Raw genomic sequence first — 24,569 nt, forward strand, 5'->3', positions numbered from 1 at the left:
GCGGGTTCAGCCCGCATTGATGACGCGTAAACAGGAGTAACCGTGGCGAAAAATTATCAGGAAATTACGCTGGCGCTGGCGGGCATCTGTCAGTCGGCCCATCTGGTGCAGCAGCTGGCTCAGCAGGGTCACTGCCAGCCGGAGGCGCTGACCGTGTCGCTGCGCAGCGTACTGGACCTCAATCCTGGCTCAACGCTGGCGGTGTTTGGCAACAATGAAGCCAACCTGCGCCTAGGACTTGAAACCCTGATGGCGGTGCTGAACAGCAGCAGTCGCCAGGGTGCAGGTGCAGAACTGACGCGTTACACCCTGAGCATGATGGTGCTGGAGCGCAAGCTCAGCGCCAGTAAAACGGCTATGGCAACGCTGGCCCAGCGCATCACTCAGCTGGATCGCCAGCTGGCGCATTATGAACTGGAGTCAGACACCATTCTCAGCGCGATGGCTGCCATCTATGTGGATGTGATCAGCCCGCTTGGCCCCCGTATTCAGGTCACCGGTTCGCCTGCGGTACTGCAGAATACGCAGGTACAGAGTAAAGTGCGCGCTACCCTGTTAGCCGGTATCCGTGCTGCCGTATTGTGGCAGCAGGTCGGTGGTGGCCGACTGCAACTGATGTTCTCGCGTCAGCGTTTGCTGCGTGAAGCGAAAACCCTCTTATCCCGGCTGCCACTGACTTACTAAGTCGGTGCGGCAAAACACTGCTAAATGATTCAGGAGTTGCACTGATGGAATTATCCTCTCTGACCGCCGTCTCACCTGTCGATGGTCGTTACGGCGATAAAGTCAGCCCGCTGCGTGCGATTTTCAGCGAATTTGGTTTGCTGAAATTCCGCGTTGAGGTTGAAGTTCGCTGGTTACAAAAACTGGCCGCGACCGCAGAGATCAAGGAAGTTCCTGCATTTGATGCCGACGCAAACGCTTTCCTTGATGCGATTGTCGCCGGTTTTTCCGAAGAAGATGCAGCGCGCATCAAAACCATTGAGCGCACCACCAACCACGACGTCAAAGCGGTTGAGTATTTCCTGAAAGAGAAAGTTGCCGACGTCCCTGCCCTGCATGCTGTTTCTGAATTTATCCACTTCGCCTGTACTTCTGAAGATATCAACAACCTGTCGCACGCTCTGATGCTGGAAACAGCCCGCCGTGACGTGATCCTGCCTTACTGGCAGCAGCTGATTACCGCTGTGAAGGATCTTGCCAGCGAATATCGTGACATTCCGCTGCTCTCCCGCACTCACGGCCAGCCGGCTACACCGTCGACGATGGGTAAAGAGATGGCGAACGTCGCTTACCGTCTGGAGCGTCAGTTACGTCAGTTGAAACAGATTGAGGTGCTGGGCAAAATCAATGGCGCGGTAGGGAATTACAACGCCCACATTGCCGCCTATCCCGAAGTGGACTGGCATGCGCTGAGCGAGAACTTCGTCACCGCGCTGGGGATCACCTGGAACCCTTACACTACCCAGATTGAGCCGCACGACTATATTGCCGAAATGTTCGACTGCATCGCCCGCTTTAACACCATCCTGATCGATTTCGATCGCGATATCTGGGGTTATGTGGCGCTGAACCATTTCAAACAAAAGACCATTGCGGGCGAGATTGGCTCGTCGACCATGCCGCACAAAGTGAACCCGATCGACTTCGAAAACTCCGAAGGCAATCTGGGCCTGGCGAACGCGGTAATGCAGCATCTGGCCAGCAAACTGCCGGTCTCACGCTGGCAGCGCGATCTGACCGACTCCACCGTGCTGCGTAACCTCGGCGTGGGCGTCGGTTATGCGCTGATCGCCTATCAGGCGACCCTGAAAGGCATCTCGAAACTGGAAGTGAACCGCGATCGTCTGCTGGATGAACTGGATCACAACTGGGAAGTGCTGGCAGAGCCGATCCAGACGGTAATGCGTCGTTACGGCATTGAGAAGCCTTATGAGAAGCTGAAGGAGCTGACGCGCGGTAAACGCGTCGATGCCGCCGGCATGCAGGCCTTTATCGACAGCCTGGCGCTGCCGGAAGAGGAAAAAGTGCGTCTGAAGCAGATGACGCCTGCAAACTATATTGGTCGCGCTATCCAGATGGTTGACGATCTGAAATAATGCCCGCCGCAGACCGGCCCAGTCCGGTCTGCGTTAACATCTTGTTTAATACACTTCGCGTATACTTTCTGCAGGTTGACTCAAACAGAGTGTAAGGAATTCCTATGCGTGTTCTGGTTGTTGAAGACAATGCCCTGCTGCGCCATCATCTCGCCGTCCAGTTACGTGACATGGGCCACCAGGTCGATGCCGCCGAAGACGCCAAAGAAGCTGACTATTTTCTTCGGGAACATCTGCCCGATATCGCGCTGGTAGATCTCGGCCTGCCGGATGAAGATGGGATGTCTCTGATTCGCCGCTGGCGCAGCGATGCCGTGCGCCAGCCGATTCTGGTGCTGACCGCCCGTGAAGGCTGGCAGGCCAAAGTTGAGGCGCTGGAAGCCGGTGCCGATGACTACGTCACCAAGCCGTTTCACATTGAAGAAGTCGCGGCACGCCTGCAGGCGCTGATGCGTCGTAACAGCGGACATGCCTCGCAAATCATCGATATGGCCCCGTTTCAGGTTGATCTCTCCCGCCGTGAACTGACGGTCAATGATCAGCCGGTGAAGCTCACTGCTTTTGAGTACACCATTGTCGAGACGCTGATCCGTAACGCGGGCAAAGTGGTAAGCAAAGACTCGCTGATGCTGCAGCTCTATCCTGACGCTGAACTGCGTGAAAGCCACACCATCGATGTCCTTATGGGTCGTCTGCGCAAAAAAATTCTGGCGTTGCATCCTACTGACGTGATCGCCACCGTGCGTGGCCAGGGTTACCGTTTTGATCTCTGACCATGTCCTGGTTTAATCGTTATCGCCCTATTTCGCTGCGCGCCCGCTTTTTGCTGGCCTCCGCAGCGATAGTCCTCTTCCTCTCACTCTCCTACGGCATGGTCGCGGTGATTGGCTATGTGGTCAGTTTCGATAAAAATACCTATCGCGTGATGCGCGGCGAGAGCAACCTGTTCTTTACGCTGGCGCAATGGCACGACAACAAACTCACCATCGCCCAGCCGGAACGGATGACGCTCAACTTCCCGACGCTGGTGTTTATTTACGATGAGCACGGCAAGCTGTTATGGCAGCAACGCGACGTGCCGGAGATCCGCAAGAAGATCCGCCGTGAATGGCTGCTGAAGCCTGACTTCTACGAGATTGATACCAGTAACCGTACCAGCATGGTGGCGATGGGCAATAACCTGAATGCTCAGCAACGACTCAACGACTGGGACAATGACAGCAACGATACCTTTACCCACTCGGTCGCCGTTAACCGTTACGATGCCACCACGAATCTGCCCGCGCTCACCATTGTGGTGGTCGACTCTATCCCGCAGGAGTTGCAGCATTCTGATGTGGTCTGGTCGTGGTTCAGCTATGTGCTGGCAGCCAACCTGATACTGATCATTCCGTTGCTGTGGCTGGCGGCGCACTGGAGTCTGCGGCCGATTGGCGCGCTGACGCAGCAGGTGCGCGAACTGGAGACCAGTCAGCGCGAAAATCTGGCGGATAATCCGCCGCAGGAACTGCGCAGTCTGGTGCGTAACCTCAATCTGTTGCTGACCAATGAGCGGCAACGCTATACCCGCTATCGCACCACGCTTTCAGACCTGACCCACAGCCTGAAAACGCCGCTGGCCGTGTTGCAGAGCACCCTGCGCTCGCTGCGCAACGGCAAGGAACTGACGGTGGAACAGGCTGAGCCGGTGATGCTGGAGCAGATTAGTCGAATCTCGCAGCAGGTCGGTTATTATCTGCATCGCGCCAGTATGCAGGCCGATCACAACCCGCTACAGCGCGATCTGCATTCCGTTTCCGGTCTGCTTGACAAGCTCTGCTCGGCCCTGAATAAAGTCTATCAGCGTAAAGGCGTGGCGATTTCGCTGGATATCTCACCGGAGCTGACCTTTGTTGGCGACCAGAATGACTTTATGGAAGTGCTCGGCAACGTGCTCGATAACGCCTGCAAATATTGCCTGGAATTTATCGAAATCAGCGCTTTTCAGAGCGAAAATGCACTCCATCTCTATATTGACGATGATGGTCCGGGCATTCCCGAGAGCAAGCGCGATTTAGTGTTTGTCCGGGGTCAGCGTGCCGATACCCTGCGTCCCGGTCAGGGACTGGGTCTGGCGGTGGTGCGCGATATTCTTGAGCAATATGAGGGCAACGTCATCGCCTCCAGCAGCGCACTCGGCGGAACACGCATGGAAGTGGTCTTTCAGCGCCAGGAAGTCGAACATCGCCGCGAGTAGAAAACCCTCAGGGCTGTTATACTTGCTGGCATTTACAGCCCTAAGCGGAACCCTTTTATGGACTATCAGCTCGATATTAACTGGCCCGATTTTATTCAGCGTTACTGGCAGAAACGTCCGGTAGTGCTGAAGCGTGGTTTTAAAAACTTTGTCGATCCTCTTTCACCGGATGAACTGGCCGGTCTGGCGATGGAAAACGAGGTGGATAGCCGCCTGGTCAGCCATCAGGATGGCAAATGGCAGGTCAGCCACGGCCCGTTCGAGAGCTATGATCATCTGGGTGAGAACAACTGGTCGCTGCTGGTACAGGCGGTCAATCACTGGCATGAACCCTCTGCCGCACTGATGCGCCCTTTCCGTTTCCTGCCTGACTGGCGTGTTGATGACCTGATGGTGTCGTTTGCCGTGCCTGGCGGCGGCGTCGGTCCCCATTTTGATCAGTATGATGTCTTTATTATTCAGGGTGCCGGTCGCCGTCGCTGGCGCGTCGGTGAAAAGGTGCCGCTGAAGCAGCACTGCCCGCACCCGGATCTGCTGCAGGTTGAGCCATTCGACGCCATCATCGATGAAGAGATGGAGCCGGGTGATATTCTCTATATTCCGCCAGGGTTCCCGCATGAAGGCTACTCGCTGGAAAACGCCCTGAACTACTCCGTGGGTTTCCGTGCCCCCAGCGGACGCGAGTTAATCAGCGGCTTTGCGGATTACGCGCTGGCCAATGAGCTGGGCAGCTTGCGCTTCAGCGATCCGGATGTGCCTGCACGTGATTGCCCGTCGCAGATTCTGCCGCAGGAGATCGAAGGCGTACGTCAGTTGATGCTGGATGTGGTCAATCAGCCGGAGCAGTTCGCTCAATGGTTCGGCGAATTCATTTCCCAGTCACGTCACGAACTCGATGTCGCGCCGCCGGAACCGCCTTACCAGCCCGATGAAATTTATGATGCGCTGCAACAGGGCGATACCCTGAGCCGGTTAGGTGGCCTGCGTGTTCTGACGATTGGTGATGCGGTCTATGTCAACGGTGAGCGGGTTGAGTGTTCACATCCCGATGTGATGGCGGTCCTGGCGCGCCACTATCGCATCACACTGGACGATCTGGGCGATGCGCTGGATGACCCGTCGGTACTGGCGCAGATCGCTGATCTGGTCAATGCCGGATACTGGTACTTCGGCGACGAATAATCTGAGCTGATACTGAAACAGGCTCTCTTGCCGCCGTGGCAGAGAGCCTTTTTTGTGTCTGCGGGTTTAATTCTTCTTCTGCGCCGCCAGCTCTGACAGCCGCACAATCACTTCCACCGATTTCGCCATGATATTCAGCGAAGCAAACTCATGCTTACCGTGATAGTTATAGCCACCGGTAAAGATGTTCGGGCAAGGCAACCCTTTCCACGACAACGCCGATCCATCCGTACCGCCGCGAATCGGTTTCACTACCGGCTCAATGCCGCAGTCACGCATCGCCTGTAAAGCCAGTTCGATGATGTGCGGGAACGGCTCCACTTTTTCACGCATGTTGCGATAGCTGTTGGTGATTTCGACGATGACTGAACAGTCCGGGTGCAGGGTTTTGTTGATCTCTGCGGCAATCTGCAGCAGCGTCTGTTTACGCTGTTCAAAACTCTCCGTTTCGAAGTCACGAATGATATAGAGCATCTCGGCGTGTTCAACGCTGCCTTTGATCTGATGCAGGTGATAGAAGCCCTGGTAGCCGTCAGTATATTGCGGTTTTTCGCTGGACGGGACGGCGGCATGAAACTGGTTTGCCAGATCCAGCGCATTGACCATCACCCCTTTGGCGGAGCCAGGGTGCACGTTGTTACCGACGATTTTGACGGTGGCAGAAGCAGCATTGAAGTTCTCATATTCGAACTCCCCTAAATCACTGCCATCAATGGTGTAGGCCCAGTCAGCGGCAAAGCCTTCCACATCAAAGTGAGAAGTGCCGCGGCCAATCTCTTCATCAGGCGTAAAGGCAACACGGATCGCACCGTGCGGCGTATCGCTCGCAGCCAGTTGCGCCATTGCCGTCATAATCTCGGCAATACCTGCTTTATCATCCGCGCCCAGCAGGGTTTTTCCATCGGTGGTAATCAGCGTATGCCCAATCAGCTTGTGCAGCACCGGGAACATCACCGGCGAGAGAATTTCGTTGCCGTTACCCAGCGCAATGTCTCCGCCGCGATAATTTTCAATAATCTGCGGATTAACATGTTTCGCCGTAAAGTCTGGCGAGGTATCCATGTGAGAGATGAAACCGATGACTGGTGTCGGCCAGTCAACATTGGCGGGCAGCGTGCCCATGACGCAACAGTGATCGCTTAAGGAGACATCGACAAAACCCAGTGCCAGCAACTCCTCCTGCAGCTGACGCGCCAGCGTCCACTGCCCTTCACTGCTGGGCACCTGGCGCGCCTGCGGCTTAGCCTGTGTCTCAACGGCCACATAACTTAAAAAGCGCTCAAGTAACTGTTCCATATCCCATCCTTTAAAAGTGCCATCCGGTATTATTAACAGACCAGCCGGTTACAACGTTGCGTAAAATCATTCGCAGACAGGTTAGCGCTGTCGATGACCTTTGGGAAAGCAATAAGCCCGAAAAAAACGGCTGATTACGAGATTGTTGCGGCAAGCCTCGCAATGTTGATAAGCACCGGGCGGCTGGAATCAGCATGACGGGCAAAAAAACAGCGAGGCGGCCATAGCCGCCCCTGCTTACTTATAAAGCGCGCGCAGCAGCTTATGCACAAACTCCGGCACCACTTCGCTCGCCAGGCCGTAATGTCGCTCGGCAAATTCGTTGCCCACCTGGCTTGGCTCCAGGTTCAGCTCAACAGTATGCGCGCCCTGCAGTTTGGCTTCATGGACAAAACCCGCGGCCGGATAGACATGGCCTGAGGTGCCGATAGCGATAAAGTAATCGGCCTGTTCCAGCGCCTGATAAATCTGCTCCATGCCCAGCGGCATCTCACCAAACCACACCACGTGCGGCCGCAGCGCCGAGGGGAACTGGCAGCAGGTGCAGCGATCGTCGGGCGTGATATCACCGGTCCACTCAATGACCTGACCGCTGGTGACACAGCGCACTTTTAAAAGCTCACCATGCATATGCAGCACCCGGCTGTTTCCGGCACGTTCATGCAGATTGTCGATGTTTTGCGTGACCAGCAAAAAGTTATCGCCTAATACCTGTTCCAGCTCCGCCAGCGCCAGATGGGCCGCGTTAGGCTGAATCTCTGCCTCCTGCAATTGCTGACGGCGCGCATTGTAAAAGCGCTGCACCAGCGCAGGATCGCGCTGAAATCCTTCGGGCGTCGCAACATCTTCAACGTGGTGCTCTTCCCACAGGCCGTCAGCCGCGCGGAAGGTCCGGATGCCGGACTCCGCTGAGATGCCTGCGCCGGTCAGCACGACAATATGCGGCTGAGGATGGGCGGCCAGTTCGGCCTGACGATCGCGCTCAAATATGCGCTGGCGAAAGCGCTGATGCACTTTTCTCCGGGTTTTCTTCAGGCGGGCAAGTCGTATGCGGCGACGTGGTGTACGCATAAAATCTCCTGGCGTAGCAGCTGCGGCGAGCCGCTCTAAACAGATTCCGGGTTAACATCACCCGATAGTAACGGTTGCTGAGGGCCGCGCCCAACAGCAAAGGTCTTAAACAGATGCGGCGCGAAAGGATTCGCGCCGCATTTTTTCACTGACCGCTTAATACCCGAGCCGGGTCAATGCGGCTGGCGCGTCTGGCGGGATACCAGCTCGCCAGCAGGCTCAACAGAATCGCGGTAATCAATACTGAGAACACATCAATCCAGTGCAGTTCCGACGGCAGGAAATCAATGAAGTAGATATCACCCGCCAGCAGATGATGACCGGTAACCGACTCCAGTCCGCGCACCAGTGAGGTCAGATTCAGCGCCACCAGCACGCCCGCGACCACGCCGCTGACGCTGCCCAGCAAGCCTGCCAGCAAACCGTACCAGATGAAGATGGCGCGGATAAGCCGGTCTTTAGCACCGAGGGTACGGAGCACCGCAATGTCACTGCTCTTATCCTTCACCGCCATCACCAGCGTTGAGACGATGTTAAAGCAGGCGACGCCAATCACCAGCACCATCGCCAGATACATGATGGCGCGGATCATCTGAATGTCGCGGTACATATAGCCGTAGGTGCCAATCCAGCTCTTGATGTAGACGTAGGAACGGGTCGCTTCACCGGCATCCCGCACCAGTTTGACCGCCTGGAACGGGTCGGTCATCTTCAGGGCAATGCCGGACACGCTGTCACCCATCTCCAGATAGTGCTGCGCATCGGCGAGTGGCACCAGCGCCAGGCTGTGATCGAGCATGCCGCTCAGTTGCAGAATACCGCTGACCTGAAGCCGGATACGTTTAGGCTGAAGCAGTTTGTTATCACCATCGTTATTGGGGATCATGATGGTGATCCAGTCGCCCTGCTTCACATTCAGCGATTTAGCAATGCCGCCGCCCAGAATGATCTGCTGCTTACCGGCGGCAAAAGAGGACCAGCCGTTATCTGCCACAAACTGTGGCAGGGCACTGAGGCGCGGCTCCTGTGCCGGATCAACGCCCTTTACCTGCAGCGCTTCCAGCCGGGCGCCGCTCTCAATCAGGCCGGTGAAGTTAACATAAGGCGCCGCCGCCGCAATGCCGGGCACCTTTTCAATCGGGGCAATCATCGACTGCCAGTGCTGGAATGGCTGATTGACCGCCTCGATCTCGCCATGCGGCACCACCGCCAGAATGCGGTTGTTCAGCTCACGCTCAAAACCATTCATGGCGCTCAGACCGATAATCAGCACAGCCACGCCCAGCGCAATACCGATGGTGGAGATCACCGAAATCAGCGACACCATGCCGCCACGACGGCGGCCACGGCTAAAGCGCAGGCCCAGCAACAGGGATAACGACGAACCCATTACACCGCTCCTGCCATGGTGAGCTGCTCGCTTAACTGACCATCACGCATCTCCATCTGACGCGTCATTCGTTTTGCCAGCATCAGATCGTGGGTTACCACCAGAAACGCGGTGCCCTGACGCACGTTCAGTTCGCCAAGTAATTCAAAAATGGCGTCGGCGTTGCGCGCATCGAGGTTACCGGTTGGCTCATCCGCCATCACCAGCCGTGGGCGGTTAACCAGCGCCCGGGCAATCGCCACGCGCTGGCGTTCGCCGCCTGATAGTTCAGAAGGCCGGTGCGCAGCGCGATGGTCCAGCCCGACCGCGGCCAGCATCTCGCGGGCGCGATCCTGCGCTTCCGTTTTAGCCGTTTTGCCAATCAGCAGCGGCATCGCCACGTTCTCCAGCGCGCTGAAGTCCGGCAGCAGATGGTGGAATTGATAGATAAAGCCCAGCTCGCGATTACGCAGTTCCGCTTTGGCCGACGAGGACATGGCATTCAGTGACTGGCCATCAAACACCACGTCGCCCGATGTCGGTGCATCAAGGCCGCCGAGCAGATGCAGCAGCGTACTTTTACCGGAACCGGAGCTGCCGACAATCGCTGTCAGTTCACCGGGCTGGAGGCTGAAAGCCACATTGCGCAGCACATCGGTCTGCACGCTGCCTTCCTGATAGCGTTTGCACAGGTCGCGGCACTGCAACAAAGGAGTGTTACTCATAACGTAAAGCCTCAGCAGGTTGAACGGCGGCAGCGCGCCACGAAGGATAGAGCGTAGACAACAGCGCCACAATCATGGCGCTGAGGGCGATGGTGACCACCTGCCACACATTAATATCAACCGGCAATGCGGCACCATCAAGGAACAGGCCAATCACCGGCATTAAGTTGTTGAGCTGGCTGGCCAGCAAGACACCGAGCAGCGTGCCGAGCAGCGTGCCGATAATGCCGGCGCTGGCACCCTGCACCATAAACACCGCCACTATTTGCCGGCGCGTCAGGCCCTGGGTTTGCAGGATCGCCACTTCGCCCTGCTTCTCCATGATCAGCAGGCCTAACGAGGTGATGATGTTAAAGGCAGCCACGGCGATGATCAGGCTCAGCAGCAGGCCCATCATGTTCTTCTCCATACGCACTGCCTGGAAGAGATCGCCTTTACGCTCACGCCAGTCTTTCCAGACCAGACCCGCAGGCAGTGTCTGCTGACTCAGACTGTCGACCGACAGCGGTTTATCCAGCCACAGTCGCCAGCCGGTAATGTTACCGGCCGGATAGCGCATCACGCGCGACGCATCCTGAAGATTGACCAGAATCTGATAACCATCGACTTCGCTGTTAGCGGCATAGGTGCCCGCTACGGTAAACAGACGCTGACTTGGCACACGTCCCATCGGGGTAAACTGGCTGACCGACGGCACCATCAGACGCAGCTGATCGCCACGTTTTACGCCAAGCTGGGATGCCAGCTGTTCGCCGAGGATGACATTATACTGCCCGGCCTGCAGCACGCTCTGCCGGGTATTGACCAGGAAAGGAGTCAGCGGATCTTTTTCATCCGGCTCAATGCCCAGCATCACGCCAACGGAGACGCTGTGCGGGCTTTGCAGCACCACATTGGCGGTGGTCAGCGGCGCAATACGGCTGACACCCTGCAGATTCAGCGAAGTGGCGGGTTGCTGTTGTGGATTGAGACTGCCTTTGTCACTGGTGATCAGCGCCTGAGGCATCAGGCCAAGAATATTGCCTTCGAGTTCACGCTCAAAACCGTTCATCACCGATAACACGGTGACCATCGCCAGCACGCCGAGCGTAATGCCAATCGTTGAGAGCCAGGAGACAAAGCGACCGAAGCGATCCGATGCTCGTCCACGCATATAACGCAGACCGATAAATAGCGCGACAGGTTGATACATGGAATCCAGTAAGCCGTTGCCTGAAAATAGGTAGTGGGATGATAAAGGAGCGGCTGGCTTTATGAAACCTCTAACCCTCTGAGTCGGCAGCAAAGTTGCATCCGGATGCGTCACTTTGCGCGCCAAAGCAGCGGAATAGCCGATAAAGCCGCCGCTTATTGGCTGATTATTCAGCGCCCAGGGGGGTAGACTACAATCAGTACCACGATCACGGGTGATTTATCGCCGGGCAGTATGAGGTAGCGACCATGTTGAAATTTCCCAAAGGCAGCATCGTTAAACATAAATCCGGGGAGATCAGAGGCGAAATCATCAACGTCTTTGAGCAGGGAAACGCACCAGCCGGCTACTACGTAAAGTGGGACGACGGTAACCTCAGCTATCATCCTGAGCAGGAGTTATCCTGGGCGAATATCGACCGCCCACGCATGCATTACACACAGCAATCCATAAAATAAAATGCCCGTTTAACCCCGTCGCTGCATGGCGACGGCGGTTTTTTCTGATCCCTTGCCAGACTCCGTCTATCCTCTCTTTATCCGCACTATTACCGCTGACGCCCGGTAATAGCTGACCGATCCCCAGATTCAGCGCGGCGCGGCAGGAAAATTGTGCCGCAGAGGTGATCCCCCTGACATAATATGGAATGATTACGTCCTGGAAAAATGGAGCAACCCCGAGATCCCATGCCCGAACAGACTCGTTATACCCTGCCCGTTAAATCCGGCGATCACCGTCAGCTCGGCCAGCTCATAGGCGCGGCGCACGCGGTGGAGTGTGCCAGCATTACCGAACGACATGCTGGTCCGGTGTTAATGATTACACCCGATACCCAAACCGCTCTGCGTCTGCTGGATGAAATCCGCCAGTTTACCGATCTGCCGGTGGCGCACCTTGCCGACTGGGAAACGCTGCCCTACGACAGCTTTTCGCCGCATCAGGATATTATCTCCGCCCGCCTGTCGACCCTCTACCAGTTGCCGGTGATGCAGCGCGGTATGCTGATCATGCCGGTCAACACCCTGATGCAGCGCGTCTGCCCGCACAGTTTCCTGCACGGCCATGCGCTGGTGATGAAGCAGGGACAAAAACTGTCACGCGACCGGCTGCGCGACCAGCTTGAGCAGGCCGGCTATCGCCATGTCGATCAGGTGATGGAGCACGGTGAATACGCTACGCGCGGCGCCCTGCTCGACCTGTTCCCGATGGGCAGCGATCAGCCCTACCGCATCGACTTTTTCGATGATGAGATCGACAGCCTGCGCCTGTTCGATGTCGACAGTCAGCGCACGCTGGAAGCGGTCCCCGAAATTAACCTGCTGCCTGCGCATGAGTTTCCCAGCGACAAAGCCGCCATTGAGCTGTTCCGCAGCCGCTGGCGTGAAACGTTTGATGTGCGCCGTGAGTCGGAGCATGTCTATCAGCAGGTCAGCAAAGGCACGCTGCCAGCGGGCATCGAATACTGGCAGCCGTTGTTTTTTGAGCAGCCGTTACCCAGCCTGTTCAGCTATCTGCCCGACAATACCCTGATTGTGAACTGCGGCGATCTTGAAGGCAGCGCCAGCCGCTTCTGGCAGGATGCCGAGGCGCGTTATGAAAATCGCCGCGTTGATCCGATGCGTCCACTGCTGGAGCCGGTCACCCTGTGGCTGCGTCCGGATGCATTGATGGGAGAGCTGAAAGCCTGGCCGCGCATCCAGATGACCAATGAGGTGCTGCCCGCCAAAGCCGCGAATACCAACCTCGGCTATACCCCGCTGCCTGATCTGACCGTTCAGGCGCAGGCTAAAGCGCCGCTCGACCATCTGCGTCAGTTTATTGAGACCTTCAGCGGCACCGTGGTCTTCTCGGTGGAAAGTGAAGGCCGCCGTGAGAGCCTGCAGGATCTGCTGGCACGGATTAAACTGCGTCCTCAGCCGGTGCACCGCTTCGATGAAACCGGCGAAGAGCGTTTCCGACTGATGATCGGCGCCAGCGAGCGCGGTTTTATCGATACCCAGGGCAACCGGGCGCTGATTTGCGAAAGCGATTTGCTGGGCGAACGCGTCAGCCGTCGCCGTCAGGATACCCGTCGCACTATCAATCCGGACATTCTGATCCGTAACCTGGCGGAGCTGCATCCTGGCCAGCCGGTGGTGCATCTGGAACACGGTGTGGGCCGTTATATCGGCCTCACCACGCTGGAAGCCGGCGGCATTGAGGCGGAATATCTGATGCTCTCTTACGCCAACGACGCCAAACTTTATGTGCCGGTTTCATCGCTGCACCTGATCAGCCGCTACGCGGGCGGTGCCGACGATAATGCACCACTGCACAAACTGGGCAGCGATGCCTGGTCACGCGCACGGCAGAAAGCGGCTGAGAAAGTGCGTGATGTGGCGGCTGAACTGCTGGATATCTATGCTCAGCGCGCCGCCAAAACCGGCTTTGCCTTTAAGCATAATCGCGAGCAGTATCAGCTGTTCTGCGAAAGCTTCCCGTTTGAAACCACCCCGGACCAGGCGCAGGCGATCAACGCGGTGCTGAGTGATATGTGCGAGCCGCTGGCGATGGACCGTCTGGTGTGCGGCGACGTTGGTTTCGGTAAAACTGAAGTGGCCATGCGCGCGGCGTTTCTGGCGATTGAGAACCATAAACAGGTGGCCGTGCTGGTGCCGACCACCCTGCTGGCACAGCAGCATTACGATAACTTCCGCGATCGCTTCGCCAACTGGCCGGTTCGCATTGAGATGCTTTCCCGTTTCCGTACTGCCAAAGAGCAGGCGCAGGTGCTGGAACAGGCCAGCGATGGCAAGATCGACATCTTAATCGGCACCCATAAGCTGCTGATGAGCGATCTTAAATGGCACGATCTCGGTCTGCTGATTGTCGATGAAGAGCACCGTTTCGGGGTGCGTCACAAAGAGCGCATCAAGGCGATGCGCGCCGATGTGGACATTCTGACGCTGACCGCAACGCCAATCCCTCGCACCCTGAATATGGCCATGAGCGGCATGCGCGATCTCTCGATCATCGCCACGCCGCCTGCCCGCCGTTTAGCGGTGAAAACCTTTGTCCGTGAATTTGACGATCTGGTGATCCGCGAAGCAATCCTGCGTGAGGTTCTGCGTGGCGGACAGGTCTACTATCTCTACAATGACGTTGAAAATATCGAGAAAGCGGCGCAGCGTCTCAGCGAACTGGTGCCGGAAGCGCGTGTCGCTATTGGTCATGGTCAGATGCGTGAGCGTGATCTGGAACGTGTGATGAACGATTTCCACCATCAGCGTTTCAACGTGCTGGTCTGTACCACCATTATCGAAACCGGGATCGACATTCCGACCGCTAATACCATCATAATCGAGCGGGCCGATCACTTTGGCCTGGCGCAGTTGCATCAGCTGCGTGGTCGCGTCGGGCGCTCGCATCATCAGGCTTATGCCTGGCTGTTAACGCCGCATCCGAAGTCGATGACCGCCGATGCGCATAAGCGGCTGGAGGCGATCGCTTCACTGGAAGATCTGGGAGCCGGTTTTGCCCTGGCAACGCACGACCTGGAGATTCGCGGTGCCGGCGAACTGCTGGGTGATGAGCAGAGCGGACAGATGGAGACGCTGGGCTTCACGCTTTATATGGAGCTGCTGGAGAATGCGGTCGAGGCGCTGAAAGCGGGTCGCGAGCCGTCACTGGAAGATCTCACCAGCAACCAGACCGAGGTGGAGCTGCGGATGCCCGCCCTGCTGCCCGAGACCTTTATCCCGGATGTCAGTACCCGTCTTTCACTCTATAAACGCATCGCCAGCGCGGAGGCTGAAGAGGAGCTGCAGGAGCTGAAGGTTGAGATGATCGACCGCTTTGGCCTGCTGCCCGATCCGGCGCGTAACCTGCTGGATGTGGCGATTATCCGGCTGAAAGCCCGCGCTGTCGGTCTGCGTAAGATCGAAGCCAGCGACAAAGGCGGTTATTTCGATTTTGCGCCGAAGAACAACGTGGATCCGGCATGGCTGATAGGCCTGCTGCAGAAAGAGCCTCAGCAGTGGAAGCTGGATGGGCCGACGCGACTGCGGTTTACCCGTGAGCTATCGGAAAGAAAAGTGCGGCTTGAGTGGGTGCAGGGATTCGTTTCGCAACTGGCTCAACGGCAGGCGTAACACCCTGCCCGTGCGTTGATGAGCTAACCGGTTAAGCGCCGGTTAGTTTGCCGCAAAAAAAGGCGCATCCTGAGATGCGCCTTTTTCATTACTGCTGTATTACGTTGTGCTGTGTGGCCGCGTGAGCGGCAAAGCTTTGCCCAATTACGCCTGATCGCCGTTGAGAACCAGCTGACCATTGCGATCCAGTGGAATACGCGTGCCGGGGTCATTTTCCATACGGATTTTACCCTGCTGATCGCCTATTTTATAGGTCACGTCATATCCCAGTTTTTTCTCTTGTTTATCATAAACAGTTTTGCAGCGCTGTTCGGTTGTGGTGTAGGTATCCCGATCCTGCAGTCCGCCCTGGACCTGATTACCGGCATAACCCCCCGCTACCGCACCTGCTACTGTCGCCACATCTCTGCCGCGACCGCCACCAAACTGGTGACCCAGCACTCCACCTGCCACTGCACCTAATACAGACCCGGCAAGACGGTTTTCATCCTGCACGGCCCGACGGTGAGTCAGAGTGACATTACGGCACTCCTGACGAGGCTGTTTAATGCTCTCTTTGATTGGCGTTGCAGACAGTACCTGAGCATATTGAGGACCGCGATCAAACACGTTCATGCCTGCTACGGCTGCAACACCCAGAGCTGCTGCCACACCAATACCGATACCCGCTAACATTGATTTATTCACAGGAAGTTCCTCCTGAAAAGTGTTACCGCGCAATCCTGCTGCTAAAGCATCCTCGTTAACTGAGGTATAACCGGCGTGCGCGACGCGCCGTGTTTGTTGAGATGAAGTTTTACAGATGGACCGAAAATGCAACATCAGATAAATGGAGGAAATTGGTCACTTTGCTATCAGGACCAGTTTTTAGGAGAGTTCTGAGGTTAACGTTTTACCGGACTGACACTCATGATATAGCTCCTCAACAGGGCGGATAGCTGGCGCTAAACAGACGCTGGCAGGAGGTTACAGAGTATTTTTCATGAAACGTTGAGGCCTATCTACCTTAGGCCTGGTGACGCAGGGAAAACATCACCTGATAATCCTGTAAGATCAGAAAATAATGTCGATAGCGGCATGCGTTCGGGCAATACGCAATGCAGCCCTGCGATGTGTAGCAAAGCGACAATGATATTTTCCTCAGGCGCAGCCCGCTTCACATTACCAATGAGGGTTAATTTTTTCATCAATAATATAATATGAAAGAGGCGCAGGGAGAATACCGAATGCATTGCCCTGAGAAAGCTTTGTCTTTTTTGCTTCATCTGACTGAAGGTACATCGCGCTATCATTGCTGTACAGTACCTTATCTAACGCTTCGCTGCTTAACGAGGTGCAGGTTTTATAGACCTCTCTGAAATATTTATTGCCGTCTTCAACATCTTTTTTTAATAGTGCAAGTTCATTAGGCCGAACCCATTCGCTTTTAATATTCGGCGCGGCCGAAGGGTGAAGAATGAATGATGCCAGCGGAAACGTATATCTCTTTTTCGCGCCACAATAGATAAGCGTTGCAGCAGAAGCGGCTACCCCGTCGTTAATCGTTTCAATGGGTATCACAGAGCCTTTAACACTCTGCATAGGCAAGATAGCCGCTCTCCATGCTTCCACCGAAGCTGCTGATATACAATTTTATTACTTTAACCGCCGGGTAGTTATTGTTAATATCGTTTATTGCCGTTATAATTTCTGATGCCAGACGTGAGTTGACTTCGCCAATGTAGACGATTTTGGCTTCATGTAAATTTTCAGGGCTGTTGCTTTCACTCTTCGTCCAGCGCATCTCAGCAAAAGATGAAAAAGACAATGCCAGAAAAGCCACTATAATAAGTCTGCGTTTCATTTAGAGGACCTTTAATTTAAAAATATTAAATTGACATTAACCAATCATAAACCGGAGGAAGCCACGGGATACACCGATGCCAGCTGACTCTTCTGATTAAATCCAGCCCATAATAGAGTGTCATACTATAAACAGTCAGAAATATCATCACCAGCATAGCAACAAGGACGCAGCCTCTTCGTTGACTGCTGCTCTTCCAGTAACGACGTGCAAAGCAGCAAACAAAACAGATCATCAACCACGCTAAAAAATAGAATAATGTCAGCGTAGTTACTCTTGTCAAACCATCTGACTTCCACACCATTAGCCGATGAAAAATCTTTATAATAAGCACCCGATTACCGTTTATTAAGCGTGTCATTACAGGGAAGTCACGATCAGGCTTAGATAGACATGTAATTGTCCAGATTACTTTCGTCCCCGTATGTTTTACACATCCAGAAATAATAGATAACGTAATTCCGCTACTGACAGTAAAACAGTTTTGGTTTTATCCTTAATTAAAAGACCGGCAACACTAATGGTACAAGTTGATCGGCGTTTCAGTATTCATTTCCCGCGCCTCACCTTTTTAACGTGCGGGGCAATGGGGAGAGTTCAGACCAGTCTGGGCGTTCACCTGACATAATGGCCCTTTGCTGCGATGGGGTAACCGATTGAAAGATATCGGGCATTGCTTTCTGAATAGGGTGATCTGATGATGTTGTGGCAATGCTGACATCACGACTGCATGAGGATAAACCGATAGCAAATATTATTGAAGCTAGACATCTGACCATACCGCGCTCCTGTATTTTCTCTGATAATTCAGAAAATGTCCTTACTGTAATTCATGTCATCCAAGCTCAGACTGTTCATATGACTATTCAAACAGGTTAGCATGAGATATTTTTGAATAAAAAAATTCAAATTGAAAACTCCTTTCCTTTTAAAAACACCCTCTTTTTTTGAATTTAACTTTACTTTTCTGACCGCATTTTATCCTAAAAAATCTTTCAAAGATTGAAATTTAAATAACGGTAAGACCGGTTGAATAATAAGCTTACAGCGCAAAAAACAATTGTCAATATCGATCGATAATAGGATTACAATAGCCTGAGCCTATCACAATCAGCCTAATGATCGTTCCTAACGATTATTAATTAAATAGCGATTTATGTAACACCATGTCTTAAAAGAACTTTCAATATTAAAAACAAAAAGCCCTCTTCATAATAGTGACATCTATTATGGTCATTTTGACGTTCAGAAAGCGACCTGCGGTTTAGTTTATATTTACCTTCAAAACCTTTCTTTTGTAAAAAATAAACACAAATATAACAATGAATCTAATATTGCACCGAATTTTGTCTTTTATAATCGCTTCAGACGTATTAAAGAAGCACGTGTAATTTGTATCAGGACGGGGACAGATTGTCGGGGGGTCGGGCGTCGATAAATCAGCAGAGTTAAACTTTAATAGATGGGCAGTCATTGTGTGATTCTGTGCCGAAATTGAGGGGTGTGGGTCTATCTGGCTGATCAATATCACAGACACCAGACCCAAACGTTTCCGCGCGCTGATGTATGGCTCGATCACGCATTTCTATGGCAGCCGTGATGCTGAGAACGCGACCCGCGGTCAGTGCCCGTTCCTGCGTATCGACAACTTTAATACCGGTCTCGGTTTAGCCGTGTCTTAACAAGGGATGAGTCGCGTGCTCAGTGAGACCAAACAGCCGGGGTTGATGAAACTGAAGTGGCTAAGCGTGACTGAAATAGATTGCCGTTACTGGAGCTTACGCCTCCAGGCAGACTCTTGTTCTTTATGGCATCGCATGAGGAGATCATTATAAAGTTACTGTGGCACCTTCATAATATTTAAATTAATTCATGCTCTGACCGATAAGACCCAGCATGGCACAAGAACCGGTTTCAGTGCTGGTCCGCAAAAAAAAGCCCCCTGCATCAGAGGGGGCTGTTATCAATCTACCTTGATCGCCAGTGACGAATTAGTGCAGCTTCAGCCGGGGACGAATAACCCGGTTAATACTGCCGACCAGCATCATCAGACCGGTTTTGAAGTAGCCGTGCAGGGCGATCTGGTGCATACGGTAAAGCGAGATGTAGACAAAGCGCGCGATGCGCCCTTCCACCATCATTGAGCCGCGCATCAGATTGCCCATCAGGCTGCCGACCGTACTGAAGCGGGAGAGCGATACCAGCGAGCCATGATCTTTATAGACATAGGCTTTCAGCGGTTTACCGTCACGCTGCGCCAGAATGTTGTCCATGGCGCGTGAAGCCATCTGATGCGCTGACTGGGCGCGCGGTGGTACAAAACCGCCGCCCGGCAAGGCGCAGGAGGCGCAGTCGCCAATCGCGTAGATGTCATCGTCCAGCGTGGTTTGCAGCGTCTCTTTGACCACCAGCTGATTGATGCGGTTGGTTTCCAGTCCGCCAATCTCTTTCAGGAAGTCGGGTGCTTTAATCCCAGCCGCCCAGACCATCAGATCGGCTTCGATAAACTCACCGCCTTTAGTATTCAGGCCATTACGCTCGGCGCTGGTGACCATGGTCTGCGTCAGCACGCGCACGCCCAGCTTGGTCAGCTCCTGATGTGCCGCAGCAGAGATGCGTGGTGGCAGTGCAGGCAGGATACGTTCACCCGCTTCCACCAGCGTCACATTCAGCGCTTCGCGGCCCAGGCCTTTGAAGCCGTAGCTGTGCAGCTGTTTCACCGCGTTGTGCAATTCAGCTGACAGCTCAACGCCTGTTGCCCCGCCGCCCACGATGGCGATGTTAACTTTCTCGACCCGGCCTTCGCTGGCGGAGAATTTCAGGAACAGGTTGAGCATTTCGTTATGGAAACGACGCGCCTGATGCGGATTATCAAGGAAGATGCAGTGATCTTTGACGCCCGGCGTACCGAAATCATTCGAGGTGCTGCCCAGCGCCATCACCAGCTGGTCGTAGGCCACTTCACGCTGTGGCACCAGCACTTCGCCCTGTGTATTCAGCACTTCGGCCAGGCGGATCACTTTTCGGGTGCGATCGATATCGGTAAGCGAACCCAGCTGGAACTCAAAACCGTGATTGCGGGCATGAGCCAGATAGCTCAATGCATCAATGCCTTCGTCCATTGAGCCGGTCGCCACTTCGTGCAGCAGCGGCTTCCACAAATGACTGTGGTTACGATCAACCAGGATAATCTCGGCCTTCTTTTTACGACCCAGTTTATGGCCCAGTTGCGTGGCCATTTCCAGGCCGCCCGCTCCCCCTCCGACAATAACAATTTTCTTAACAGACGTAGTCAACAAAGACCCCCTCAAATTGTGAACCAAAAGTTAACCAAAGGTTAAATTAAACCTTAAGAAACATAGGGTTGGCGAAGTTAAAATCGCAATCTGCTGGGAGAATAGCATGGCGGGAAGAGGAGAACATAAGAATATTGATATACATCAAAGCGGGAAAATAAAACTCAGATAATTACGTAATAAAAACAGGCACCTTACGGTGCCTTTGCTGCTTAACCTAATGTTTTAAAAGCTTTTATCCGCTTAAGGTGTGGGGATATATTTTTGAATTTGTGCCCTTCCGTCTCATCCCAGACAATTTCATAAAACGGATGCAGCTGGTCAGCAATGTGCTGGCTGTCGAGCGCCTCATCGTGACGGGAGAGAATGGCCAGACAGCGGTCACGATTACGCTCGCGAAAATCGCTGACGCACTTCGTTGCGATATCCTGATACTCCTCCGGCCGGTCGATCTTCCCTTCCATGTTCGCCTGCGGCGAGAGGTTGGGATTAAAAATCACCTGCCGGATTCCGCACAGAAAGCCAATGCGCTCTGACCAGAAGCCGCCCAGTCCGACGCCGCAAATCAGCGGCCGGTCGTCGTCAGAAAGCGTCAGCATCTTATCGGTCTCTTTTAGCAGAAACTGCATGTCATGTTTGGGATGGCGGGTGCTGTAACTGATCAACCTGACGTCAGGATCGATAAATTGCAGTTGCAGCACTTTTTCGTGATTGCCCGGACTGTTGGAATCAAAACCGTGCAGATAGATGATCATGATAATCCTCAAGGTAGTGATAGCGCCGGGCAGTCACTGCTTACCACGACGCCTTATGAGCCAGCCAGCGTTCCTGAAGCGCACTCAGTTGCTGAGCATTATTTTTCCAGCGATGCGTTCCCCGCAGTTCATCGCGGGTAAACCTGCCCTGATGATACAGCTGTGTAACCTGCTCTGACCCGATCGGGATCAGGTTATCCAGTACACTGATGGCACCCTGACGCTGATTGCAGACCAGAATCATGTCACAGCCCGCGGAAAGGGACTGCTGCGCCCGCTCAGGATAGCTGCCCATCACCGCTGCGCCCTCCATCGACAGATCGTCGGAGAAAATAATACCGTCAAAGCCCAGTTGCTCACGCAGCACGGTTTTAAGCCAGTATGGCGAACCACTGGCGGGCAGCGGATCAACTTCGGAGTAGATGACGTGTGCCGGCATGATGGCGTCCAGTGCCTGTTCGGTAATCAGCTTGCTGAAGATTGCCATGTCATGTTCACGCAGCGTCTTTTCATCCCGCAGATCGCGTGGAGTCTCTTTATGCGAATCCGCACTCACCGCACCGTGACCCGGAAAATGTTTGCCGGTGGTCTTCATGCCGGCCTCGTGCATCCCCGCAATAAAGCGGCGGGCGACGTCAAGGGCGATGGCCGGATCGGCATGGAAAGAACGGTCGCCAATCGCGGCGCTGATATGACCAATATCGAGTACCGGCGCAAAGCTGATATCGATATCCATGGCGATCATCTCGGCCGCCATTTGCCATCCCGCCTGTTGTGCAAGTTCACCGGCGGTATCCAGGTCATGCAGCGCAGCAAAAGATTGCATGGCAGGCAGTTGGGTGAAGCCGTCACGGAAACGCTGCACGCGACCACCCTCCTGATCCACCGCCACTACCAGCCGGGTGTGAGAGGCGGCGCGGATCTGCCGCACCAGCTCTGCCAGCTGAGCGGGATCATGATAATTTCGCGCAAATAAAATTAAACCGCCCACCAGCGGATGCTGCAGGATGTCGCGCTCTTCGCCATCCAGTTCATAACCCTCGACGTCAAGCATCAGGGGGCCGGGTAAATCTGATCTCATATCATGAATCCTGTAGCGAAACGCACCTGCGTAACGCGATTAAATCTGTTCCCAGCTCTGTCGAGCCAGCTGTTGTAATGTGTCGTCGTCACGCTGACCAGAACGGAGCTGATACCAGCTGGCCATCAGCAATTGCAGCCAGGGCTGCCAGCGTCTGACCTGCTGCACCAGCGCGGTAAGCGGCAGCTGCATCGCCGCGGCATACTCAGCCAGCCACTCGGCCTGGTGCTGCGGATCGCTGGCACAGACAGCCGCCAGCTCCAGCGCCACGTCGCCATCGGCGGCATACTCCCAGTCGATCAGACGCAGACCTTCGGGACCTTGTATGACATTTCCGGCATGCAGATCCATGTGCAGCGGAGCCAGCCTCAGCGGCTGGGGTTCACCCTGCTGCGTCAGACGCCTGAGCGTCCGCAACCAGCGGTGATGCCGCTGTGGAGTAAGCTGCCAGTAGCGCCATAACAGCGGCAACAACTGCAGACGATAGCCGGTCAGCGGCTGCTGATGCAGCTGCTGTAGCAGTGCCACGATCTGTGGACGCTGCTGGCTGAAGCGGTGTTCATCCAGCGCATCGCCTGCGCACCAGGTCAGGATAATCCCCTGACGATGGCCCGCCACGGGCTGCGGTGTTACTCCGCTGGCTTGCAATTTGCGTAACAGACGGAATTCGCGCTGCCGATCCACAAACGGAATAGCCGGTTGCGGTGCCGCCCGCGCGATAAAGGTTCCGCGCGGGCTGACAATCTTCTGGCTGTGCCCGGTCAGACCGGCTAGCGGGATAAAGGATATCTTTTCTGGTTCGCTGGTGACCTGCTGAATCATCCGCTGGAAAGCGGGATTAATTCTGTGCAATGCCGTTGCCGGACCAGATGATCTCGCCTGTCTGAACCAGCATCAGTTGCATTTGCAGCGTCGGCGCTTTGACATCGCCACGCGCGTTGCTGTAAAGCACATACTGAGCGTTAACGTTACGCGCCAGGCCAATCGCTTTACTGCGCGAGTTCAGGCTGTCATCCGGCGATAATCCCAGCGTCTGCTTGGCCTGCGCCAGTTGGTCAGCAGAAACCAGGGTGAATTTGCCGTTGTTATTCAGCGCATTCTGGATAGCTGCCGTCGCTTTCTCGCTTTGCAGCGCACCGTTGGTGCTGTTTTTAACGCGATCCACCAGCAACACGCTGCCCGGCTCGGCGCTGGCAGCCTGTAACATCTGTGCCACCAGCGGCTGAACGCTGGCATCCCAGTTGATAGTGACCAGTTTCGGTGGCTGCGGCACAGGCTGCGGTTGCGGCACCGGTTCAGGTTGTGGAACGGGCTGCACCGGCTCCACAGGCTGAGTCGGTTCAACCGGTGCAGGCTGCTGCTGTTTCACCACACAGCCGGTCAGAATGAGCGCCATCAGGAGCGCTCCGGTACGATTAACACTGCGTATCACGTAGAAAATCCTTAAAGATAGAGATAAAGACGAACCTTGCTGGCCGTCAGGTTACCCAGTTGCGAAGTGGCGATAATGCTGCCCTGCGCCGGAACGGTAACGGTCTGCGCCGGTTCCTGCGGGGTGATTTCCAGCCCTTTGTCGTCATACCAGTAGTAACGATAGTGCACAACAACCGGTGTTTCGCGCTGATTATAGAGCACGCTGGTGGCACGCTTCAGTCCATCGTTTTCATCCAGCGTCGGTTCATCGGTAATGATCCCTGCCGACAGCACAGAGGACTCCATCACCAGCGACTGTGACGTATTAATCATCGGTTTATCACTGCTGCAGGCCGTCAGGCAGAGCAGGATCGGCAGGCCAGTCAGCCAGGATCGCATAGCACGCTTCCGTTATCAGGTCAGTTAGAGAGCATCGGTCCCAGCGGTTCACCGCCCAGCAGATGCATATGAATGTGATAAACCTCCTGACCACCATGTTGATTGCAGTTCACAATCAGACGATAACCATTTTGATCGATACCTTCCTGACGGGCGATTTTCGCCGCGGTGGTAAACATACGTCCCAGCGCATGCTCGTGCGCCGCTTCCGCCTCGTTAACCGTTGGGATCAGCACATTCGGCACGATTAAAATATGGGTCGGGGCTTTGGGCGAAATGTCGCGGAAGGCAGTGACCAGCTCATCCTGATAAACCACATCAGCGGGGATTTCGCGGCGAATAATTTTACTAAAAATGGTTTCTTCTGCCATGGTGCAATTCCTTTAGCTTTAGCCTGAGTCTTAATCAATCAGTATGCGGGAGAAATTTGTTTTCTTTCAACCTCAGTACTACTTTTCTTGCATTGTTCGCCTGCCTTTGCA

At 54.6% G+C, this 24,569-nt stretch carries 20 protein-coding genes and 1 pseudogene; 7 read left to right on the forward strand and 14 right to left on the reverse strand.

Translation table 11 applies throughout. The features are described 5' to 3' along the window. Positions 1 to 42 precede the first annotated feature (42 nt). From hflD to ACR8BN_RS11670, 5 genes are all read left to right on the forward strand, one after another. Positions 43 to 684 carry a high frequency lysogenization protein HflD gene (hflD, locus tag ACR8BN_RS11650; protein ID WP_010246266.1) on the forward strand — a complete coding sequence of 214 codons (642 nt, stop codon included), beginning with the start codon at positions 43 to 45 and terminating at the stop codon, positions 682 to 684. 44 nt (positions 685 to 728) lie between these two features. Then, entirely contained in the window at positions 729 to 2,099 is a 1,371-nt protein-coding gene (purB, locus tag ACR8BN_RS11655; RefSeq protein WP_109653245.1) for an adenylosuccinate lyase, read from the forward strand. A gap of 104 nt (positions 2,100 to 2,203) precedes the next feature. Then, complete coding sequence (gene phoP / locus ACR8BN_RS11660; RefSeq protein WP_031593449.1) at positions 2,204 to 2,872, forward strand: two-component system response regulator PhoP; 669 nt, start codon at positions 2,204 to 2,206, stop codon at positions 2,870 to 2,872. 2 nt (positions 2,873 to 2,874) lie between these two features. Then, entirely contained in the window at positions 2,875 to 4,335 is a 1,461-nt protein-coding gene (gene phoQ / locus ACR8BN_RS11665) for a two-component system sensor histidine kinase PhoQ (RefSeq protein ID WP_010669868.1), read from the forward strand. 57 nt (positions 4,336 to 4,392) lie between these two features. After that, on the forward strand, positions 4,393 to 5,517 hold the full coding sequence (locus ACR8BN_RS11670; protein ID WP_039392501.1) for a cupin domain-containing protein: 1,125 nt from the start codon (positions 4,393 to 4,395) through the stop codon (positions 5,515 to 5,517). Between the two features lie 66 nt (positions 5,518 to 5,583). On the opposite strand, the gene pepT is transcribed toward ACR8BN_RS11670, so the two are convergent. The 5 genes from pepT to lolC form a co-directional block, all read right to left on the reverse strand. Further along, positions 5,584 to 6,813: a peptidase T gene (gene pepT, locus ACR8BN_RS11675; RefSeq protein ID WP_083068363.1), complete on the reverse strand. Its 1,230-nt coding sequence runs from the start codon at positions 6,811 to 6,813 to the stop codon at positions 5,584 to 5,586. A 237-nt stretch (positions 6,814 to 7,050) separates the two neighbouring features. After that, positions 7,051 to 7,884: a Sir2 family NAD+-dependent deacetylase gene (gene cobB / locus ACR8BN_RS11680; protein WP_039392500.1), complete on the reverse strand. Its 834-nt coding sequence runs from the start codon at positions 7,882 to 7,884 to the stop codon at positions 7,051 to 7,053. Between the two features lie 145 nt (positions 7,885 to 8,029). After that, positions 8,030 to 9,274 (reverse strand): lipoprotein-releasing ABC transporter permease subunit LolE, encoded by a 1,245-nt coding sequence (gene lolE, locus ACR8BN_RS11685; RefSeq protein WP_010669866.1) that lies wholly within the window; start codon positions 9,272 to 9,274, stop codon positions 8,030 to 8,032. After that, positions 9,274 to 9,978, reverse strand: a complete 705-nt coding sequence (gene lolD / locus ACR8BN_RS11690; protein WP_064704508.1) for a lipoprotein-releasing ABC transporter ATP-binding protein LolD — start codon at positions 9,976 to 9,978, stop codon at positions 9,274 to 9,276. Before lolD ends, lolE begins: the two co-directional genes overlap by 1 nt. Further along, on the reverse strand, positions 9,971 to 11,170 hold the full coding sequence (gene lolC / locus ACR8BN_RS11695; protein ID WP_039392496.1) for a lipoprotein-releasing ABC transporter permease subunit LolC: 1,200 nt from the start codon (positions 11,168 to 11,170) through the stop codon (positions 9,971 to 9,973). Before lolC ends, lolD begins: the two co-directional genes overlap by 8 nt. Positions 11,171 to 11,418: 248 nt before the next feature. Here lolC and ACR8BN_RS11700 point away from each other — a divergent pair, with 248 nt between their 5' ends. Together ACR8BN_RS11700 and mfd are read left to right on the forward strand one after the other, a co-directional pair. Next, positions 11,419 to 11,628, forward strand: a complete 210-nt coding sequence (locus ACR8BN_RS11700) for a hypothetical protein (protein WP_003849845.1) — start codon at positions 11,419 to 11,421, stop codon at positions 11,626 to 11,628. 228 nt (positions 11,629 to 11,856) lie between these two features. Beyond that, positions 11,857 to 15,300 (forward strand): transcription-repair coupling factor, encoded by a 3,444-nt coding sequence (gene mfd, locus ACR8BN_RS11705; protein WP_010669864.1) that lies wholly within the window; start codon positions 11,857 to 11,859, stop codon positions 15,298 to 15,300. 144 nt (positions 15,301 to 15,444) lie between these two features. Here mfd and ACR8BN_RS11710 read toward each other — a convergent pair whose 3' ends face one another. The 9 genes and pseudogenes from ACR8BN_RS11710 to hinT all read right to left on the reverse strand — a co-directional run bounded on the left by ACR8BN_RS11710 (position 15,445) and on the right by hinT (position 24,458). Beyond that, positions 15,445 to 15,987: a glycine zipper 2TM domain-containing protein gene (locus ACR8BN_RS11710; RefSeq protein ID WP_003849847.1), complete on the reverse strand. Its 543-nt coding sequence runs from the start codon at positions 15,985 to 15,987 to the stop codon at positions 15,445 to 15,447. A 474-nt stretch (positions 15,988 to 16,461) separates the two neighbouring features. Further along, positions 16,462 to 17,143, reverse strand: a pseudogene (locus ACR8BN_RS11715) (ATP-dependent Clp protease proteolytic subunit). A gap of 1,991 nt (positions 17,144 to 19,134) precedes the next feature. After that, positions 19,135 to 20,439, reverse strand: a complete 1,305-nt coding sequence (locus ACR8BN_RS11720) for an NAD(P)/FAD-dependent oxidoreductase (RefSeq protein WP_031592482.1) — start codon at positions 20,437 to 20,439, stop codon at positions 19,135 to 19,137. A 212-nt stretch (positions 20,440 to 20,651) separates the two neighbouring features. Next, positions 20,652 to 21,194, reverse strand: a complete 543-nt coding sequence (gene ycfP / locus ACR8BN_RS11725; protein WP_010246299.1) for an alpha/beta hydrolase YcfP — start codon at positions 21,192 to 21,194, stop codon at positions 20,652 to 20,654. A 40-nt stretch (positions 21,195 to 21,234) separates the two neighbouring features. Continuing rightward, positions 21,235 to 22,275, reverse strand: a complete 1,041-nt coding sequence (gene nagZ / locus ACR8BN_RS11730) for a beta-N-acetylhexosaminidase (RefSeq protein ID WP_434746959.1) — start codon at positions 22,273 to 22,275, stop codon at positions 21,235 to 21,237. 39 nt (positions 22,276 to 22,314) lie between these two features. Further along, positions 22,315 to 23,097 (reverse strand): thiamine kinase, encoded by a 783-nt coding sequence (gene thiK / locus ACR8BN_RS11735; protein WP_434747586.1) that lies wholly within the window; start codon positions 23,095 to 23,097, stop codon positions 22,315 to 22,317. A gap of 16 nt (positions 23,098 to 23,113) precedes the next feature. After that, on the reverse strand, positions 23,114 to 23,707 hold the full coding sequence (gene lpoB, locus ACR8BN_RS11740; RefSeq protein ID WP_022625861.1) for a penicillin-binding protein activator LpoB: 594 nt from the start codon (positions 23,705 to 23,707) through the stop codon (positions 23,114 to 23,116). An 11-nt stretch (positions 23,708 to 23,718) separates the two neighbouring features. Beyond that, the gene (locus tag ACR8BN_RS11745; protein WP_010669861.1) at positions 23,719 to 24,087 is read right to left on the reverse strand and encodes a YcfL family protein; all 369 of its coding nucleotides are present in this window, start codon (positions 24,085 to 24,087) and stop codon (positions 23,719 to 23,721) included. Between the two features lie 20 nt (positions 24,088 to 24,107). Then, positions 24,108 to 24,458, reverse strand: a complete 351-nt coding sequence (hinT, locus tag ACR8BN_RS11750) for a purine nucleoside phosphoramidase (RefSeq protein ID WP_009090851.1) — start codon at positions 24,456 to 24,458, stop codon at positions 24,108 to 24,110. Positions 24,459 to 24,569 lie beyond the last annotated feature (111 nt).

Origin of the sequence: Pantoea sp. Lu_F5_004, from assembly GCF_051136245.1 — a bacterium.
Lineage (GTDB): Bacteria > Pseudomonadota > Gammaproteobacteria > Enterobacterales > Enterobacteriaceae > Pantoea > Pantoea agglomerans.

Excerpts from the sequence above, each read along its gene's own strand:
- phoP (WP_031593449.1), top strand. The coding sequence starts at position 2,204 with ATGCGTGTTCTGGTTGTTGAAGACAATGCCCTGCTGCGCCATCATCTC.
- ACR8BN_RS11670 (WP_039392501.1), top strand. The coding sequence starts at position 4,393 with ATGGACTATCAGCTCGATATTAACTGGCCCGATTTTATTCAGCGTTAC.
- nagZ (WP_434746959.1), bottom strand. The coding sequence starts at position 22,275 with ATGAGATCAGATTTACCCGGCCCCCTGATGCTTGACGTCGAGGGTTAT.
- cobB (WP_039392500.1), bottom strand. The coding sequence starts at position 7,884 with ATGCGTACACCACGTCGCCGCATACGACTTGCCCGCCTGAAGAAAACC.
- pepT (WP_083068363.1), bottom strand. The coding sequence starts at position 6,813 with ATGGAACAGTTACTTGAGCGCTTTTTAAGTTATGTGGCCGTTGAGACA.
- ACR8BN_RS11745 (WP_010669861.1), bottom strand. The coding sequence starts at position 24,087 with ATGCGATCCTGGCTGACTGGCCTGCCGATCCTGCTCTGCCTGACGGCC.
- phoQ (WP_010669868.1), top strand. The coding sequence starts at position 2,875 with ATGTCCTGGTTTAATCGTTATCGCCCTATTTCGCTGCGCGCCCGCTTT.
- mfd (WP_010669864.1), top strand. The coding sequence starts at position 11,857 with ATGCCCGAACAGACTCGTTATACCCTGCCCGTTAAATCCGGCGATCAC.
- lolD (WP_064704508.1), bottom strand. The coding sequence starts at position 9,978 with ATGAGTAACACTCCTTTGTTGCAGTGCCGCGACCTGTGCAAACGCTAT.
- thiK (WP_434747586.1), bottom strand. The coding sequence starts at position 23,097 with ATGATTCAGCAGGTCACCAGCGAACCAGAAAAGATATCCTTTATCCCG.
- lolE (WP_010669866.1), bottom strand. The coding sequence starts at position 9,274 with ATGGGTTCGTCGTTATCCCTGTTGCTGGGCCTGCGCTTTAGCCGTGGC.
- ACR8BN_RS11700 (WP_003849845.1), top strand. The coding sequence starts at position 11,419 with ATGTTGAAATTTCCCAAAGGCAGCATCGTTAAACATAAATCCGGGGAG.
- purB (WP_109653245.1), top strand. The coding sequence starts at position 729 with ATGGAATTATCCTCTCTGACCGCCGTCTCACCTGTCGATGGTCGTTAC.
- lolC (WP_039392496.1), bottom strand. The coding sequence starts at position 11,170 with ATGTATCAACCTGTCGCGCTATTTATCGGTCTGCGTTATATGCGTGGA.
- hinT (WP_009090851.1), bottom strand. The coding sequence starts at position 24,458 with ATGGCAGAAGAAACCATTTTTAGTAAAATTATTCGCCGCGAAATCCCC.
- ycfP (WP_010246299.1), bottom strand. The coding sequence starts at position 21,194 with ATGATCATCTATCTGCACGGTTTTGATTCCAACAGTCCGGGCAATCAC.